Source organism: Streptomyces mirabilis, assembly GCF_039503195.1.
Taxonomy (GTDB): Bacteria; Actinomycetota; Actinomycetes; order Streptomycetales; family Streptomycetaceae; genus Streptomyces; species Streptomyces mirabilis_D.
Genome location: NZ_JBCJKP010000001.1, coordinates 10,048,095 through 10,063,560, shown reverse-complemented (window position 1 = coordinate 10,063,560; position 15,466 = coordinate 10,048,095). Strand labels below are relative to the sequence as shown.

At 69.9% G+C, this 15,466-nt stretch carries 9 protein-coding genes and 1 pseudogene; 5 read left to right on the top strand and 5 right to left on the bottom strand.

All coding sequences use genetic code 11. The features are described from left to right. Nucleotides 1–30 precede the first annotated feature (30 nt). From AAFF41_RS45775 to AAFF41_RS45765, 3 genes and pseudogenes are all read right to left on the bottom strand, one after another. Nucleotides 31–2,472: pseudogene (locus AAFF41_RS45775) on the bottom strand (GH92 family glycosyl hydrolase). 216 nt (nt 2,473–2,688) lie between these two features. Beyond that, entirely contained in the window at nt 2,689–3,861 is a 1,173-nt protein-coding gene (locus AAFF41_RS45770) for an FAD-dependent oxidoreductase (protein WP_319750460.1), read from the bottom strand. A gap of 583 nt (nt 3,862–4,444) precedes the next feature. Next, nucleotides 4,445–5,428 carry an aldo/keto reductase gene (locus AAFF41_RS45765; RefSeq protein ID WP_319750461.1) on the bottom strand — a complete coding sequence of 328 codons (984 nt, stop codon included), beginning with the start codon at nt 5,426–5,428 and terminating at the stop codon, nt 4,445–4,447. A gap of 154 nt (nt 5,429–5,582) precedes the next feature. Here AAFF41_RS45765 and AAFF41_RS45760 point away from each other — a divergent pair, with 154 nt between their 5' ends. Next, a complete protein-coding gene (locus AAFF41_RS45760) occupies nt 5,583–7,325 on the top strand; it encodes a cholesterol oxidase substrate-binding domain-containing protein (protein ID WP_425526267.1) in 1,743 nt (580 codons plus the stop codon). 27 nt (nt 7,326–7,352) lie between these two features. Here the strand turns inward: AAFF41_RS45760 and AAFF41_RS45755 are convergent, their stop codons facing one another. Next, a complete protein-coding gene (locus tag AAFF41_RS45755) occupies nt 7,353–8,009 on the bottom strand; it encodes a TMEM175 family protein (RefSeq protein WP_343325937.1) in 657 nt (218 codons plus the stop codon). Between the two features lie 214 nt (nt 8,010–8,223). On the opposite strand from AAFF41_RS45755, the gene AAFF41_RS45750 reads away from it, so the two are divergent. From AAFF41_RS45750 to AAFF41_RS45735, 4 genes are all read left to right on the top strand, one after another. Further along, nucleotides 8,224–8,742 carry a DUF2231 domain-containing protein gene (locus AAFF41_RS45750; protein WP_319750464.1) on the top strand — a complete coding sequence of 173 codons (519 nt, stop codon included), beginning with the start codon at nt 8,224–8,226 and terminating at the stop codon, nt 8,740–8,742. A 273-nt stretch (nt 8,743–9,015) separates the two neighbouring features. Further along, a complete protein-coding gene (locus AAFF41_RS45745) occupies nt 9,016–10,404 on the top strand; it encodes an RICIN domain-containing protein (protein ID WP_343325936.1) in 1,389 nt (462 codons plus the stop codon). Between the two features lie 126 nt (nt 10,405–10,530). Further along, the gene (locus tag AAFF41_RS45740; RefSeq protein ID WP_319750466.1) at nt 10,531–12,699 is read left to right on the top strand and encodes an RICIN domain-containing protein; all 2,169 of its coding nucleotides are present in this window, start codon (nt 10,531–10,533) and stop codon (nt 12,697–12,699) included. A gap of 26 nt (nt 12,700–12,725) precedes the next feature. Beyond that, complete coding sequence (locus AAFF41_RS45735) at nt 12,726–14,018, top strand: ThuA domain-containing protein (RefSeq protein ID WP_319750468.1); 1,293 nt, start codon at nt 12,726–12,728, stop codon at nt 14,016–14,018. Nucleotides 14,019–14,071: 53 nt separating this feature from the next. On the opposite strand, the gene AAFF41_RS45730 is transcribed toward AAFF41_RS45735, so the two are convergent. After that, on the bottom strand, nt 14,072–15,223 hold the full coding sequence (locus AAFF41_RS45730) for a glycoside hydrolase family 88 protein (RefSeq protein WP_343325935.1): 1,152 nt from the start codon (nt 15,221–15,223) through the stop codon (nt 14,072–14,074). Nucleotides 15,224–15,466 lie beyond the last annotated feature (243 nt).

Genomic DNA, 15,466 nt, shown 5'->3' with positions numbered 1-15,466 from the left:
GAACGGCCTGTTCCCGGGAGACCACCGGTTTCACCGGGGAAGGCCGGACGGGTCGGTCGCCCACCGGGTGTTGGGCTGTTCGGCGAGCCGGAAGGCGATCCTGCCACCCTTCGTCGTCAGGTCGGCATCCGTCCAGGAGCGTTGCGTGGGGCGCTCGTTGACGCGTACGGCGTCGATGTAGGGGTGTGCGGCGTCCGCGCCGGGCGCGGCGACGGTGAGGTCGGTGCCGCCCGGACGGTCCACGACCGCGCTCGGGAAGAGCGGGGCGCCCAGCAGCACCGAGGCGCTGCCCGGGCTCTGGGGATACAGACCGAGGGCGGAGAAGACGTACCAGGCGGACATGGTGCCCAGGTCGTCGTTCCCGGGCAGCCCCGAAGGACCGGTCCCGTACACGGTGTCGAGGATCTGCCGCACCGTCGCCTGCGTCTTCCAGGGCTGTCCGAGGGCGTTGTACAGCCAGGGCGCGTGGATGCCGGGTTCGTTGGTCGGGTCGTAGCGCAGCGGGTCGCCGCCGCGCACCGACCAGGAGCCGTCCGCCGCGTGGAAGAACCCGTCGAGGCGGGCGGCGGCCTTCTCCCTGCCGCCCATCGCGGCCGCCAGACCCTGGACGTCCTGCGGCACCATCCAGGTGTACGTGGCGCTGGTGCCCTGGGCGAATCCGAGGTCGCTGCCCGGGTTGAACGGGCCCACCCATGAGCCGTCGAGCCTGCGGGCCTGGATGTAGCCCGCGTCGGCGGTGGCGGCGGGGTTGAACACATTGCGCCAGTAGGCGCCGCGCTCGGCGAGCACCGCCGCCTCCTGGTGACGGCCGAGCAGCTTCGCCCACCGCGCGAGCGCGGAGTCGGCGACGGCGTCCTCCAGGGTCTCGGCGGCGCCGCCCCAGCAGTGGCAGACGTCCTGCGCGGCGTAGTGCGAGGTCACGTACTGGGCGAGGTTGGGCCGTTGGCCCACGCACTGTCCGGGGCAGCCCGCGTCCGAGAGACCCTCGGCGTTCGGCACGGTGGCCTGCCGGACCAGCGAGTCGAAGGCGCCCTCGTAGTCGAAGTTGCGCACACCCATGGCGTAGAAGGTGGCCAGGGTGGCCGCCGAAGGGTCGCCGGTCATGACGTGGGTGGCGCCGCTGATGTGCACCCAGCGGTCCCAGACCCCGTTGTTCTGCTGCGCGAAGTTGTAGAGGGACTGGGCGAAATCGCCCGCGATCCTCGGTTTCAGCAGGGCGAGCAGCTGTATCTGGGCGCGGTACTGGTCCCAGCCGGAGAAGTTGCTGTACTGCGCGCGCTGGCCGCGGGCGAGGCGGTGTACCGCGCCGTCCATGCCGTAGTACCGGCCGTCGGCGTCGCTGATCAGGTCGGGCTGCATCAACGCGTGGTACAGCGCGGTGTAGAAGGTGGTGCGTTGGGCGGAGGTGCCGCCCCCGACGCGTACGGTGCTCAGTTCGCGGTCCCAGGCGCGGGCTCCCGCGTCGGCCACCTCGGCGACGCTCGCGTGCGACGGGATCTCCTCACGGAGGTTGGTCTCGGCGCCGCCGAGACCGACGTACGAGATCCCGATGCGCATGTGGACATCGTTGTCAGAGCTGGTGTCGAAGCCGACGTATCCGCCGGAACCCCGGCCCGCGCGGTCGGCCCCGGTGGCGTACCCCTCGCCTCCCGAGGCGGAGGCCGAGCCCACCGACAGCGTGCCGTCCTTCCACGTACCGAAGTCGGAGAAGGCACGGTCGAAGGAGGCGCTGAAGTACAGCTTGTAGTAGCTCTTGCGGTTGTTGGTGCCGCCGTTGGCGCGGCGTCCGCAGAAGGCGCCGGTGAGGACCCAGCCGGTGACCTTGCGGTGCGCGGCGTCGATGTCGACGTGCGCGTCCTGGCTGCCGTTGAGGGAGTTGGAGACGCGGAAGAGCAGGTTGGCGGGTCGGCCGCTCGGGAAGCCGAAGTCGGCGACACCGGCCCGCCGGCTGACGGCCAGGTCGGCGGTGGCGCCCGTCTTGAGACCGAGGGTGTAACGCCCAGGTACGGCCTTCTCCTCGGTGTGCGTGAAGTCGGCGGCGTAGACCGCGTCCTAGGTGTCCGCCGAGGGCGAGGACGTCACCTCACCCACGAACGGCATGATCGGTACGTCTCCGGCGGCGCCCGGGTTGCAGCCGGCGCCGTTGACGTGGGTGAGGCTCAGCCCCCGGATGCGGGTCGTGTCGTACTGGTAGCCGTTGGCGGCGCCCGTGCTGGTCTGATCACCGGTGGTGCTGGTCGGGGACCAGGCGATCATCCCGTACGGGAGAGTGGCGCCCGGGTAGGTGTTGCCGCCGTTCGCCGATCCGATCAGCGGGTCCACGGCGGAGACCGGCCGCTGGGGCGGGAGGCCGGCCGCGTCCACCGGGGCGGGAAGGGCGAGAACGACCGCCGTGGTCACGACCACCGCGGCGGACCTGCTCGCGGTGCGACTGCCGAACCGTCTTGCTGTGCGCAGCCATGGGGGGCGCATACGTGGTGTCACCTTCCGTTGGACGAGGAGGTGCGATGACGGGTCGGACCGGGCTGTCCCCGACGACTGGCCGCCTCGGGCGCCGGTCCGGGCGCGAGGATAGAAGGCGGCCGGGAGTGCCGGAAGTGGCGGGAGCGGACTGCTGGTTACGGGGTGGTGAAGGGTGCGGGCGGGACGGGGGTGCGGAGCTCGGGCGGGTGGGACCCGCGGGTGGCGTCAGTCGGTCGCGTCCGCCATCGCCGTCTCGGCCTCGGCACGGTAGATGGCCATCTGGTCGACGAGCGGCTGGGGTGCGTGCGGGGCGAAGCAGAGGTCGAGGTTCTCCGCCGATGCGGCCGCCGCGGCCTCGCTGCGCGGGAAGAGCGCCTGCTCGTACACGGTCAGGGCCTTCTCGGTGTCGTCCGGGTGGGCGGCGAGGGCCGTCGCGAGTTCGGCGCCGTCGAGCATGGCGAGGTTGGCGCCCTCGCCGGCGAACGGGGACATCAGGTGGGCGGCGTCTCCGAGCAGGGTGACGCCCGGAACGCGGTCCCAGCGGTGCCCGACCGGCAGGGCGTGGACCTGGCGGGCGACGAGCGCCCCGTCCGCGTCGGCGATCAGCGCCCGCAGCCGCTCGTCCCAGCCTTCGAAGTGCTCGAGGAGACTCGCCTTGGCCGCTTCGACGTCCGTGAAGTCGATGGGGCCGGACGTGACCCAGTCGGCGGGCGCGCGCAGCGCGGCGTAGACGTGCAGCGAGCCGCCGGGGGTGCGGTGGGCGAGAAAGCCGTGGCCCTCGGCGAGCGCGAACATCATGCCGTTGCCCACGACGGCGGCGCTCTCCGGGTGTCGGGTGTCGGCGTCGAGGAGGTGCGCCTCGACGAAGGAGAGGTCGAGGTAGGCGGGGGTGGCGTCCGAGACGAGCGGCCGCACCTTCGACCAGGCACCGTCGGCGCCGATCAGCAGATCGGTGGTGATCGTCCGCCCGTCGGTGAACGTCACCTCGTGGCGGCCGTCGTCGAGCGTCCGTACGCCGCTGACCTTGACGCCCCAGCGGATCGTGCCGTCGGGCAGGGAGCCGAGGAGGAGGTCGCGCAGCACTCCCCGGTCCACCTCGGGCCGTGTGCCGCCTTCGCCGTCGTCCGCCGTCCGGACGGTGGCCTCCCGGTCGAGGATGCGCATGGCCTCGCCACCGGCGTGGATGACCGCCCGGAACTCCTCGTGGAGACCGGCGGCCCGCAGAGCGGCCTGACCGGATTCCTCGTGTATGTCCAGCATGCCTCCCTGTGTGCGGGCGGAGGGTGAGGCGTCCAGGTCGAAGACGGCGGACTCGATGCCGTTCAGGTGCAGTACGCGGGCGAGGGTGAGGCCTCCGAGACCGGCGCCGACGACGGCGATGGGGTGGTGAGGGGACAAGGTGTCGCTCCTTCGGAAGGGGTGACGCGGGTCGCTGTCACCCCCCAAAGGTAGCGAACATGTTCGTTGCGAACAAGTATGTTGCGATCGCGTTCGTTCTCCTTGGGCATGGCTGCTCGAAGTGCGGGAGGTTTGTGTCGGCGGGTGGGGTTGTCGCCCGGAGGGGGAACCGAGGGGCGCGCACCAGGACGGCGGACAGGCCCGCCGGAGAACCGGTGACGGACGGCCACGAGGGAGGCCCTGTGGCGGGCGGCGTCGCACAGCGGTCTCACGGCCGACCGCAGTCCCGCGGCGTCCGGGGCAGGCGGTCACTGCTTACTGTTGCCGCCCGCACAGCCAACGAGGCGGGTGCGGGCGGTCGGGGGCTGCGGGCCAGGCACGCGGGCCCGATCCGGTGTGGGAGCCGGGCCACGGGACCCCGCCCACGCGGAGGCACAGGCCCCGGGGGCAGAGCGCGACCGCCCGACGCCCCTCCTACAGGCGCAGCCTCAAACCATCAAGCGGCAGGCCACGCCTACGTGAGGGCAACCCAAGGAGGGGCCACCGGACGGCATCCGTCGCGCGGCCGGCCCCCGGAGGGGTGCTACCAGCGGCCCTCCACCTGCTCCTTGATCCGTCGGTCGTAGAGTTCCTCGATCGCGTCCAGCGTCTCCGTCGGCAGCGCCGACAGCTTCGCGGCGGCGGCGTTGGCGTGGGCCTGTTCGGGCGAGCGGGCGCCCGGGATCACCGTGGTCACTCCGGGCTGCTGAATGATCCAGCGCAGCGCCAGCTGGGCCGGGGTGACGCCCTCCGGGGCGAGCGCGGCGAACTCGGCCGCCGCCTCGACGCCGGTCACGAAGTCGACGCCCGAGAAGGTCTCGCCCTGGTCGAAGGACTCCCCGTGACGGTTGTACGTCCGGTGGTCGTCCGCCGCGAACACCGTGTCCTTCGTGTACTTTCCGGAGAGCAGCCCGGAGGCCAGCGGAACGCGGGCGATGATCGCGACGCCTGCCTCTCGCGCCGCCGGCAGGACCTGCCGCAGGGGCTTCATGCGGAACGGGTTCAGGATGATCTGCACGCTCGCCACGTTCGGCCGCGCGATCGCGGTCAGCGCCTCGTCACACGTCTCGACACTCACCCCGTACGCGGCGATCCGTTCCTCCTCGACCAGCGTGTCCAGCGCGTCGAACACCTCGTCCGACGAGTAGACAGGGGTCGGCGGGCAGTGCAGCTGCACCAGGTCGACGCGGTCGACGCCGAGGTTGCGCCGGGAACGGTCGTTCCACGCGCGGAAGTTGTCGAGGACGTAGTTCTGCGGAATCTGGTCGACCCGGCGACCCATCTTCGTCGCCACCATCACGTGCAGGTCGGGGCGGCCACTGAGGAAGGACGCGATCGTCTGCTCGCTGCGCCCGTCGCCGTACACGTCAGCGGTGTCGAAGAACGTCACCCCCGACTCCGCCGCCGTCTCCAGCACCGCCTTGGCGTCCGCGTCGCTCACGTCGCCCCAGTCGGCGCCGAGCTGCCACGTACCGAGACCGATGACTGATGCCTTCTGGCCTGACCTGCCGAATTCACGCTCGTCCATGCCGTCAGTCTGACATCTCCGCCCGCCCGCGCAGGACGCCCACCCCGCCCGCGCCCGCCCTCGCCCCCCAGGCGGACGCAACAGTGTGTCATTCACCCACATGGATGAATCGTTGTGACGGACAGGTGATGCGTGTCAACGGTCACCTACCGTGATCCGCGTGACCGACCATTTAGAAAGTGAAGGGCACACCCCCTGGTCCCGCCGGGGGTTCCTGCTGAGCGCGGCCTCGCTCACCGCGCTGCTGCCGCTCGCGCTGCCGGACCGCGCCGCCGCGGCGCAGGAGCTTCCCGGTTTCCCCGAGGGTGTCGACGTCTACCGGTCGGCGTACCGCAACTGGGTCGGCGAGATCACCGCCACAGGGCTGTGGGCCTGCGCCCCGGCCGACCAGGGCCAGGTGGTCGCCGTGGTCAACTGGGCCTGGAGGCAGGGCTGGTCGGTGCGCGCCCGGGGCAGTTCCCACGGCTGGTCACCGCTGACGATCCCCACGGGGACCGAGGCGGGCGCTCCCGTGCTGCTGGTCGACACCGCCCGACATCTCACCGGTGTGTCCCTGGAGTCCACCGACCCCGCCGTCGTACGAGCCGGTGCCGGAGTCACGCTGGAAGCGTTGCTCGGTCACCTGGAGGACCACGGCCTCGGCCTCACGGCTGCGCCCGCGCCCGGCGACCTGACGCTCGGCGGCGCCCTGGCCATCGACGCCCACGGTACGGCCGTTCCGGCCCACGGCGAGAGCAGACTGCCCGGGCACACCTACGGCTCGCTCAGCAATCTCGTCCTGTCCCTCACGGCGGTGGTGTGGGACGCGGACAGCGACGCCTATGTCCTGCGGACGTACGCAAGGGACGACCCCGACGGTGCGGCGCTCCTCACGCATCTCGGCCGCGCTCTGGTCACCGAGGTGTCGCTGCGCGTGGGCGCCAACACCCATCTGCGCTGCGTCAGCCGGACCGACATCCCGGCCGCCGAACTCTTCGCGGCGCCGGGCGACCCCGAGGGCCGGCGCACCTTCGCGAGCTTCCTGGACGAGTCGGGGCGTGCGGAGGCGATCTGGTTCGCGTTCACCGAGCACCCCTGGCTGAAGGTCTGGAGTGTCGCCCCCACCCGGCCGCCGGCCTCCCGCCGCGTGGGGTCGCCGTACAACTACCCCTTCTCGGACAACATCCCCGCCGTCGTCGCCGATCTCGCCGGCCGCATGGTGGCCGACGCGGCCTGGTATCTGGCCCCGCTCCTGGGCGCCGCGCAGCTCACCGCGGCGGCCGTGGGACTGACCGCCACCCTGTCGGCCGACCTCTGGGGGCCGTCGAAGAACACGCTGCTCTACATCAGACCCACCACACTGCGGGTGACCGCCAACGGGTACGCGGTGCTCACCTCGCGTGCCGAAGTGCAGCGCGTCATCGCCGAGTTCACGGCCTTCTTCCGCGAGCGCCTCACCGCCTACGCCGCCCAGGGTCGCCACCCCGTCAACGGCCAGGTGGAAATCAGGGTGACCGGCCTCGACCACCCGTCCGAGGCCGACTCGGCGGGCGCCCGTGCGCCACTGCTGTCCGCGCTGCGCCCTCGCGCCGACCACCCCGAATGGGACACGGCCGTGTGGCTGGACGTGCTGACACTGCCCGGGACGCCCGACGCGGAGGCGTTCTACCGGGAGTTGGAGCGCTTCCTGCTGACGACGTACGACGGCGGGTACGCCCTCACCCGCGTCGAGTGGTCCAAGGGCTGGGGCTATACGGACGAGGCCGCATGGGACGACGAGGAGGTGCTGGGCACCGCGGTGCCCGCCTCCTTCCGGGACGGCGTGGGCCCGGGCTGGGACGAGGCGGCCGCCGTCCTGGACCGGCTCGATCCTCACCGGGTCTTCGGCACGGCCCTCCTCAACCGGCTCTTCCCCTGATGTCCGGTCCCGCGAGGCGCGGCGGTCTCACTCGACGGCTGCGGTCAGTTGCTCGTGGTCGGGCGTACACGTCTCCCGGAAGAGCAGACGCGCGGGAACCGTGAGGAGCCACCAGTACTTGGCGGCCGTCGGCGAGGCGAGCGACACAGGAATCGAGCCGGCGAAGACGAGGAGGGTCAGGAGGCCCCTCAGGACCGACTGCCTGATCTGCGCGGGGGGCACGGTCGGCTTGGCCAGGACCGGACTGGCCCACAGGCGGGCGAACATGGCGGTGAGCAGACCGACGGCGAGGACGATCGTCGCCGCGTAGACCGAGGTGGCCACGGCGGTGTTGCCGTACTCGCTGATGAGACGCGTGGGGAACGGGAGCGCGGCCACGACGGCGAGCAGACCGAGATAGAGGCGGAGCAGCCAGTTGTCGAGCGCGGCGATCTGCCGGAAGAGCGCGTGCTGGCCCAGCCACAGGGCGCCGATGACGGCGAAGCTCAGCAGATACGCCCCGAACTTGGGCAGGGCGTCCCTCAGCGCGGCTCCGACCTCGCCGTCGGCCAGTCCCTCGGGAACGGTGATGTCGAGCGCGAGCAGCGTGATGGTGATCGCGATCACCGCGTCGCCGAAGGTGACGAGTCGATCGGGATCCATCATGGCGTCGCGGCGGGGAAGGCGCGGGACACGGTTGGTCATCAGGAGGGCACCGCGGGGTGTGAGGAACGCCTGTCGGCGTCAATGGGGACGGCAAGCGGTCACAGTACCGGCGCCCACTCCCACACACTGCCGCCTCAGAAGAAGCTGAGAAGTTCCTGTGCCAGGCTGCGAGGCGCCGGGCGCCGGGCGATCATCACCGCCGCCCCTGAACACCCCCCACTTCGCGACCGAGCGTCTCCAGGAGACAAGCCTGATGAGCCCCAGCATTGTCAACGGCCTGCCCGCACACGTCCTGTTCGTGCACATCGTCGTCGTCCTCGTACCGCTGAGCGCACTGGCGCTCGTCGTCTGCGCGATCTGGCCGCACCTCGCGCGGCGCCTCGGCGTCCTGCCGCCGGTGCTCGCGCTCGTGGCGCTGGTGAGCGTGCCTCTCACCACGCAGGCGGGAGAGTGGCTGGAGAGGCACGTCGACAGCTCGTCCCTGGTGGAGCGACACGCCCAGCTCGGCGACGGTCTGCTGCCATGGGCCCTCGGCCTGTTCGTGCTGTCCTCGGCCCTGTGGTGGGCGGCCCGACGCACCGCCCCCGGCGAGGGAGACACCCAGGGTCCGGCGATCCGTCTGACGTCCGCGCCGATACGGGCCGCCGCGGTCGTGCTGTCCCTCGTCGTGGCGACAGGCTCCGTGGTGGACGTGTACCGCATCGGCGACTCGGGCGCCAAGGCGGCCTGGCACGACGCCTACTCGAAGACCGCGCAGAGTCAGGGCAACTGACCCGAGGCCGCCACAAGCGGGCTCCACACAACCGCTGCCCGCACAGCCGAGGTTCCGCACGGCGGAGCCTCGGCTGTTTGCTGTCCCCGGGATGGTCGACGCGTTCAACTCCTTGCGAACGCAGGTCAATTCGAAGCCTGCTTTGCTTCATCTCTTGACGAGTTTGGTTCAGACCTTTAGGTTCACCGATCACTACAGCTCCATGAATGCACTCAACATTCACGGATATGAACGCCCCCCACTGTCAGCCTCCCCGAAGGGCTGTGACCCTTGATGGCAAGACAATCCCTCACGCGCTCCACCGTGCTGCGCGCCACTCTGACCACGGCGGTGTTCGCTCTCTCCGCCGGCACCCTGAGCGTCTCCCCCGCCTCCGCCGCCACCGGGACCATCACCGGACTCGCGGGCAAGTGCCTGGACGTGGCCGGCGCGAACTCCGCGAACGGCACGGCCGTTCAGCTCTACGACTGCAACGGCACCACCGCCCAGCAGTGGACCGTCGGCTCCGACGGAACCGTACGGGCCCTCGGCAAGTGTCTTGACGTCACCGGGAACTCGACCGCGGACGGGGCCAAGCTCCAGCTGTGGGAGTGTACGGGCGGCGCCAACCAGAAGTGGACGGTCTCCACCGCCCGCGACCTCGTCAATCCGCAGGCGAACAAGTGTGCCGACGTCACCGGCAACACCTCGGCCAACGGCACGCCGATCCAGATCTGGACCTGTACCGGCGCCGCCAACCAGAAGTGGACCGCGCCCGCCGCCGACGGCGGAGGCACGCCCCCCTCCGCGCCGATGGCCGTCGCCCCCTACCTCTACAACGGCTGGGGCAACCCGCCGAGCCCCACCACCGTCATGAACGCCACCGGCGTCAAGTGGTTCACACTGGCCTTCGTCCTCAGCAACGGCTACTGCAACCCGCAGTGGGACGGCGGCCGCGCGCTGACCGGCGGCGTCGACCAGCAGACCATCAACACCGTGCGCTCGGCCGGCGGCGACGTCGTCCCCTCCTTCGGCGGCTACAGCGGCAACAAGCTGGAGAGCTCCTGCTCCAGCGCCGGAGAACTGGCCGCCGCGTACCAGAAGGTCATCAACGCGTACGGGCTCAAGGCGATCGACATCGACATCGAGGCCGACGCCTACAGCAACACGACGGTCCAGCAGCGCACCGTGGACGCGCTCAAGACCGTCAAGGCCAACAACCCGGGCATGAAGGTGTACGTCACCATCGGCACCGGGCAGAGCGGCCCCGACACCGGCCTGATCAACCGGGCCGCGGCGTCCGGGCTGACCGTGGACGCCTGGACGATCATGCCGTTCGACTTCGGCGGCGCCGGCCAGAACATGGGCACGCTGACCCAGCGGGCCGCGGAGGGCCTCAGGACCGCGCTGAAGAACGCGTACGGCTACAGCGACGACCAGGCGTACCGGGACATGGGCATCTCCTCCATGAACGGCATCACCGACGACAACGAGACAGTCACCACCGCCGACTTCCAGACCATCCTCGGCTACGCGCAGACGCACCACCTCGCGCGGCTGACGTTCTGGTCGGCCAACCGTGACCGTCCCTGCCCGGGCAGCTACCCGAACGACGACACCTGCTCCGGAGTGGCCCAGAGCAACTGGCAGTTCACCAGCATCTTCGCCAAGTACACCGGCTGACGGACACACTCCGCACTCCCCCACCCCCCATCACCACAGGAGAGATCCGTGCCCAGATCCGTGCCGAGATCCGTGCTCAGACGGCAGAGACAGTCCGGTCGCCACCGGATACCGAAGGTTCTGACCGTGTTCGCGCTCGTGGCGACCACCGCGTCCGGCATCGAATTCGCCTCCCAGGACTCGGCGAGCGCGCAGACCGCGACGGCCGCCGCCCTGCCGACCGGCTACACCACCGTGGTCAACAAGGGCAGCGGCAAGTGCGTCGACGCCCGCTCGGCCGCGAGTGCCGACGGCACCGCCGTTCAGCAGTACGCGTGCAACGGAAGCACCGCGCAGAACTGGCAGTTGGTGGCCACCAGCGGCGGCTACTACCGGGTGAACAGCAACCTGGACGCCACAAAGGCGTGGGACGTCACCGACGTCTCCACCGCTGACTCCGCGCCCGTCCAGCTGTGGACGTACTCCAGCGGGAACAACCAGCAGTGGCTGCCCGTCGCCGAGGCCGACGGCGCCTACCACTTCGTCAACCGCAACAGCGGGAAGTGTCTGGACGTCCCGAGCGCCTCCACCGCGGACAGCGTGCAGCTGGCGCAGTACACCTGCAACGGCACCGCCGCGCAGTCCTTCACTCTGGGGGGCGGCACGACGAACCCGCCGGGCACTCCGGACTTCGGTCCCAACGTGACGGTGTTCGACCCGTCGATGTCGGCGGCCGGCATCCAGTCCAAGCTGGACTCGGTCTTCTCCCAGCAGGAGACCAACCAGTTCGGCTCGGCCCGCCAGGCCCTGCTGTTCAAGCCGGGCACCTACAGCGCGAACGCCAACGTCGGCTTCTACACGCAGGTCGCAGGCCTCGGCTTCTCCCCGGACGACGTGACCATCAACGGTTCCGTGCACGCGGAGGCCGACTGGTTCCAGGGCAACGCCACCCAGAACTTCTGGCGCGACGCCGAGAACCTGTCGGTCAACCCCACGGGCGGCACCGACCGCTGGGCCGTCTCCCAGGCCGCCCCGTACCGGCGCATGCACGTGCGCGGCAACCTCGCGCTGGACGACGGTGGCTGGTCCAGCGGCGGCTTCATCTCCGACACCAAGGTCGACGGACAGATCCAGTCCGGCACCCAGCAGCAGTTCCTCACCCGGAACTCCCAGATGGGCAGTTGGTCCGGCTCCAACTGGAACATGGTCTTCGTCGGCGACCAGGGAGCGCCCGCCCAGTCCTTCCCGACGTACACCAACGTCGCCAGCGCGCCGACGATCCGCGAGAAGCCGTTCCTGTACGTCGACAGCGCGGGCGCCTACCAGGTGTTCGTGCCCGGACTGCAGTCCAACGCCGTCGGCACCACGTGGAGCGGGAAGACCCCGGCGGGCAAGTCCCTGCCGATCGACCAGTTCTACATCGTCAAGCCCGGCGCCACCGCGGCCGACATGAACTCGGCCCTCGCGGCGGGCAAGAACCTGCTGGTCACCCCCGGCGTCTACCACCTCAATCAGACGATCAACATCACGCGCCCCGACACGGTGGTGCTGGGCATGGGCCTGGCCACCTTCGTGCCGGACGGCGGGATCACCGCCGTCACCACCGCCGACGTGGACGGTATCCAGCTGGCGGGCCTGCTGATCGACGCGGGCACCACCAACTCCACGACGCTGATGCAGATCGGCCCGTCCGGATCGTCCGCCACCCACGCGGCCGACCCGACGCAGCTGTCCGACGTCTTCATCCGGATCGGCGGCGCCACCGTCGGCAAGGCGACCAACTCGCTGGTGATCAACAGCGCCGACACGATCATCGACCACACCTGGATCTGGCGGGCCGACCACGGCAACTCCGGAACGGTCGGCTGGACGACCAACACGGCGGACAACGGCCTGACCGTCAACGGCAACAACGTGACCGCGTACGGCCTGTTCGTCGAGCACTACCAGAAGACTCAGGTCACCTGGAACGGCAACGGTGGCCGAACGTACTTCTTCCAGAACGAGATGCCCTACGACCCGCCGAACCAGGCCTCCTGGATGAACGGCAGCGGGAAGGGCTACCCCGCCTACAAGGTCGCCTCGTCCGTCACCAGCCACGAGGCGTGGGGTCTGGGCAGCTACTGCTACTTCAGCACCAACTCGAGCGTGGTCGCCGATCACGCCTTCGAGGTGCCGAGCGTGTCAGGGGTCAGGTTCCACGACATGGTGACCGTCTCGCTGGGTGGTGTCGGCACCATCAGCCACATCATCAACAGCACGGGAGGACCGTCCAACTCCGGCACCAACGTCGCGTACCTCACCAACTACCCGTAAACCGCACGGAAAGGATCGATCAGCGGATGCACACCACCAGATCCGGTTCCACCCGCGCGGCCCTGCGCATCCTCCTCCTGCTGGCGGCGCTGCTCGGCCTCGCGGTATCGCCCACCGCCCACGCGAGCACCGCGGCGACCCCCTTCAAGGTGCTCGCGCTCTACAGCGGCACCTACGACGCGGCGCACATCGACTTCGACAAAGAGGCCAACGTCTGGTTTCCGCAGCAGGCCGCGGCGAACGGCTTCACCTACACGGCCAGCACCAACTGGGACCTGCTCGCCAACGGCGGGGTCAACGCCTATCAAGTCGTGCTGTTCCTCGACGACCTGCCGCAGACGTCCGCCCAGCGGGCCGGTTTCGAGGCGTACATGAGAGGTGGCGGTGCCTGGATGGGCTTCCATGTCTCCGCCTTCACGACCGATGCCGCGAGCTGGTCCTGGTACCACAACCAGTTCCTCGGCTCCGGGAACTTCCAGTCGAACACCTGGGGTCCGACGTCGGTGACCCTGAAGGTGGAGGACCGGACGCACGCGGCCACCAAGAACCTGCCGGCCACGTTCACCTCGTCGGTCAGCGAGTGGTACAGCTGGTCCAACGATCTGCGCCAGAACCCGAACATCAAGATCCTGGCCTCGATCGACCCCAGCAGCTTCCCGGTGGGAACTGATCCCAACCAGTCCTGGTACAGCGGCTATTACCCGATCCTGTGGACCAACACGCAATACAAGATGCTGTACGCGAACTTCGGCCACAACGCGATGAACTACACGACCAACACGCGTCTGTCGTCGACGTTCGCGAGCGCGACACAGAATCAGTTCCTGCTGGACGGCCTGAAGTGGCTGGGAGGGGCCGACACCGGCACGCCCCCGGCCGACTCCCCCTCCGAGACCGCCTGGTACTCGCTGACGAATGCCGGCAACGGTACCTGCGTGGATGCCCGTTCGGCCGCCACGGCGAACGGGACCGTGATCCAGCAGTACGCCTGCAACGGCACCCAGGCCCAGCAGTTCCAGTTCCGCTCGACCGACAGCGGCTACCGGCAGGCCGCCATCCGTGTCAACCCACAGCAGGTCATCGACGTGACCGGTGTCTCGACGGCCGACAACGCGCCGCTCCAGTTGTGGAGTTACTCGGGTGGACAGAACCAGCAGTGGCTGCCGGTGAAGGAGAGCACCGGGCGCTACCACTTCACGGCCCGCCACAGCGGCAAGTGCCTGACCGCGGCGAGCGCCTCGACGAACAGCGTCCAGCTCACCCAGCGCACCTGCGACGGCTCCGCGGCGCAGAGCTTCACACTCACCGCGCAGCCCTGACAGCGACCGGCCGGTGCCCTCGCCGCACATGACGGGGGCACCGGTGCGTCGGGTCAGAGCCCGGCCAGGCGGGCGAGTTCGGTGCCGGCGAGCAGGAAGGCGCCCACGCCGAAGTTCGCGGTGCTGTCGTAGGTGACGGGCTGGCTGGATTCGGGGCGGTCGCCGACGTTCTGGACGTAGCCGAGGAAGCCGTCGGGGTGTACGGCCGTGCTGACGAGGCCGTTCCAGGCACGGGCCACGACCGGGAGGTGGGTACGCCGGTCGACGAGGCCGGCCCGGATCGCGTGGGAGGTGCCGTAGAGGAAGAAGGAGGTGCCGCTCGTCTCGGGGCCCGGCAGATGGGTGGCGTCGGCGAGGTTGACGTTCCAGAAGCCGTCGGTGCGCTGGATCCCGGCGACGGCCGTCACCAGACGTACCAGGGTGTCGCGGTACTCAGCGGTGTGCCGCTCAGCGGGTGGCAGCGCCTTGAGCGTCTTGGCGTGTCCGGCCGCCACCCAGCCGTTGCCGCGCGACCAGACCACCGGCTTGCCCGCGGGCGAGAGGATCCCGCCGGGGAGCCCGGGCAGGAACCGCTTGTCCCGATACCAGAGCCCCGTGTCGGCGTCGTACAGGCCGGGTCCGCCCTCCAGACGTTTGGTGTGGTCGTAGAGGGCGTACAGCTTCTGCCAGTACCGCGGGTCGCCGCGGAGCACTCCGATCCTGGCGAACGGAGGCATCGCCATGTGCAGGGCGTCGTCCCACCACCAGTCGTCGTTCTTGTCCGGCTGGTCGGTGTAGACCATGCGGTGGAGCGACTCCTCGATGGCGGAGATCTTGCTCTCCTCCGGCTCGATCTCGTACAGGTCGAGGTAGGCCTGCCCGGCGTTGTGATGGTCGGCATGGCGCGTGGTGACCCCGCCGTTGAGGCCGTACGCGTGCTTCTCGGCCCAGTTCCTGGCGTACGCCAGATAGCGGGGGCTGCCGGTCAGGCGCTGGAGAGCGAGCAGTCCGCTGAAGAAGGTGGCGTTGGCCCAGCCGTTGTCGCCGGGGTCCGTGTGCCCGCCGATCCACTGGTCGGCCACGCGCCGCAGGACGGTGACGACCGCGGCTCCGGAGGGTAGCGGCGCGGCGGGCGAAGCGGCTTGCGCGGTGTCCGTCAGGGCGGGTTGGAGCGAGGCGGCGGCCGCGAGGGCGGCTCCACCGGTCAGCAGGCGTCGTCTACGCATATGAACAACTCCTACGGATGGGGACTCCCATCCTCAACACCCGTTTCAGTCGCTGTCCATGGCCCGTCGTCAACTTGTCGTGAATCAGACCGGGTTCACATCCTGATGCGATCTTCATTGAGCAGAACCCAGGACATACGGCCTCCCGCTCACGCCGGGCCATGCCGCCCACCGGGCTCCCGACCTCACGTTCCACGCCCTCCGAGCTACGGCGTGTGGTCATCCATGCCCTGGTCAGCACGG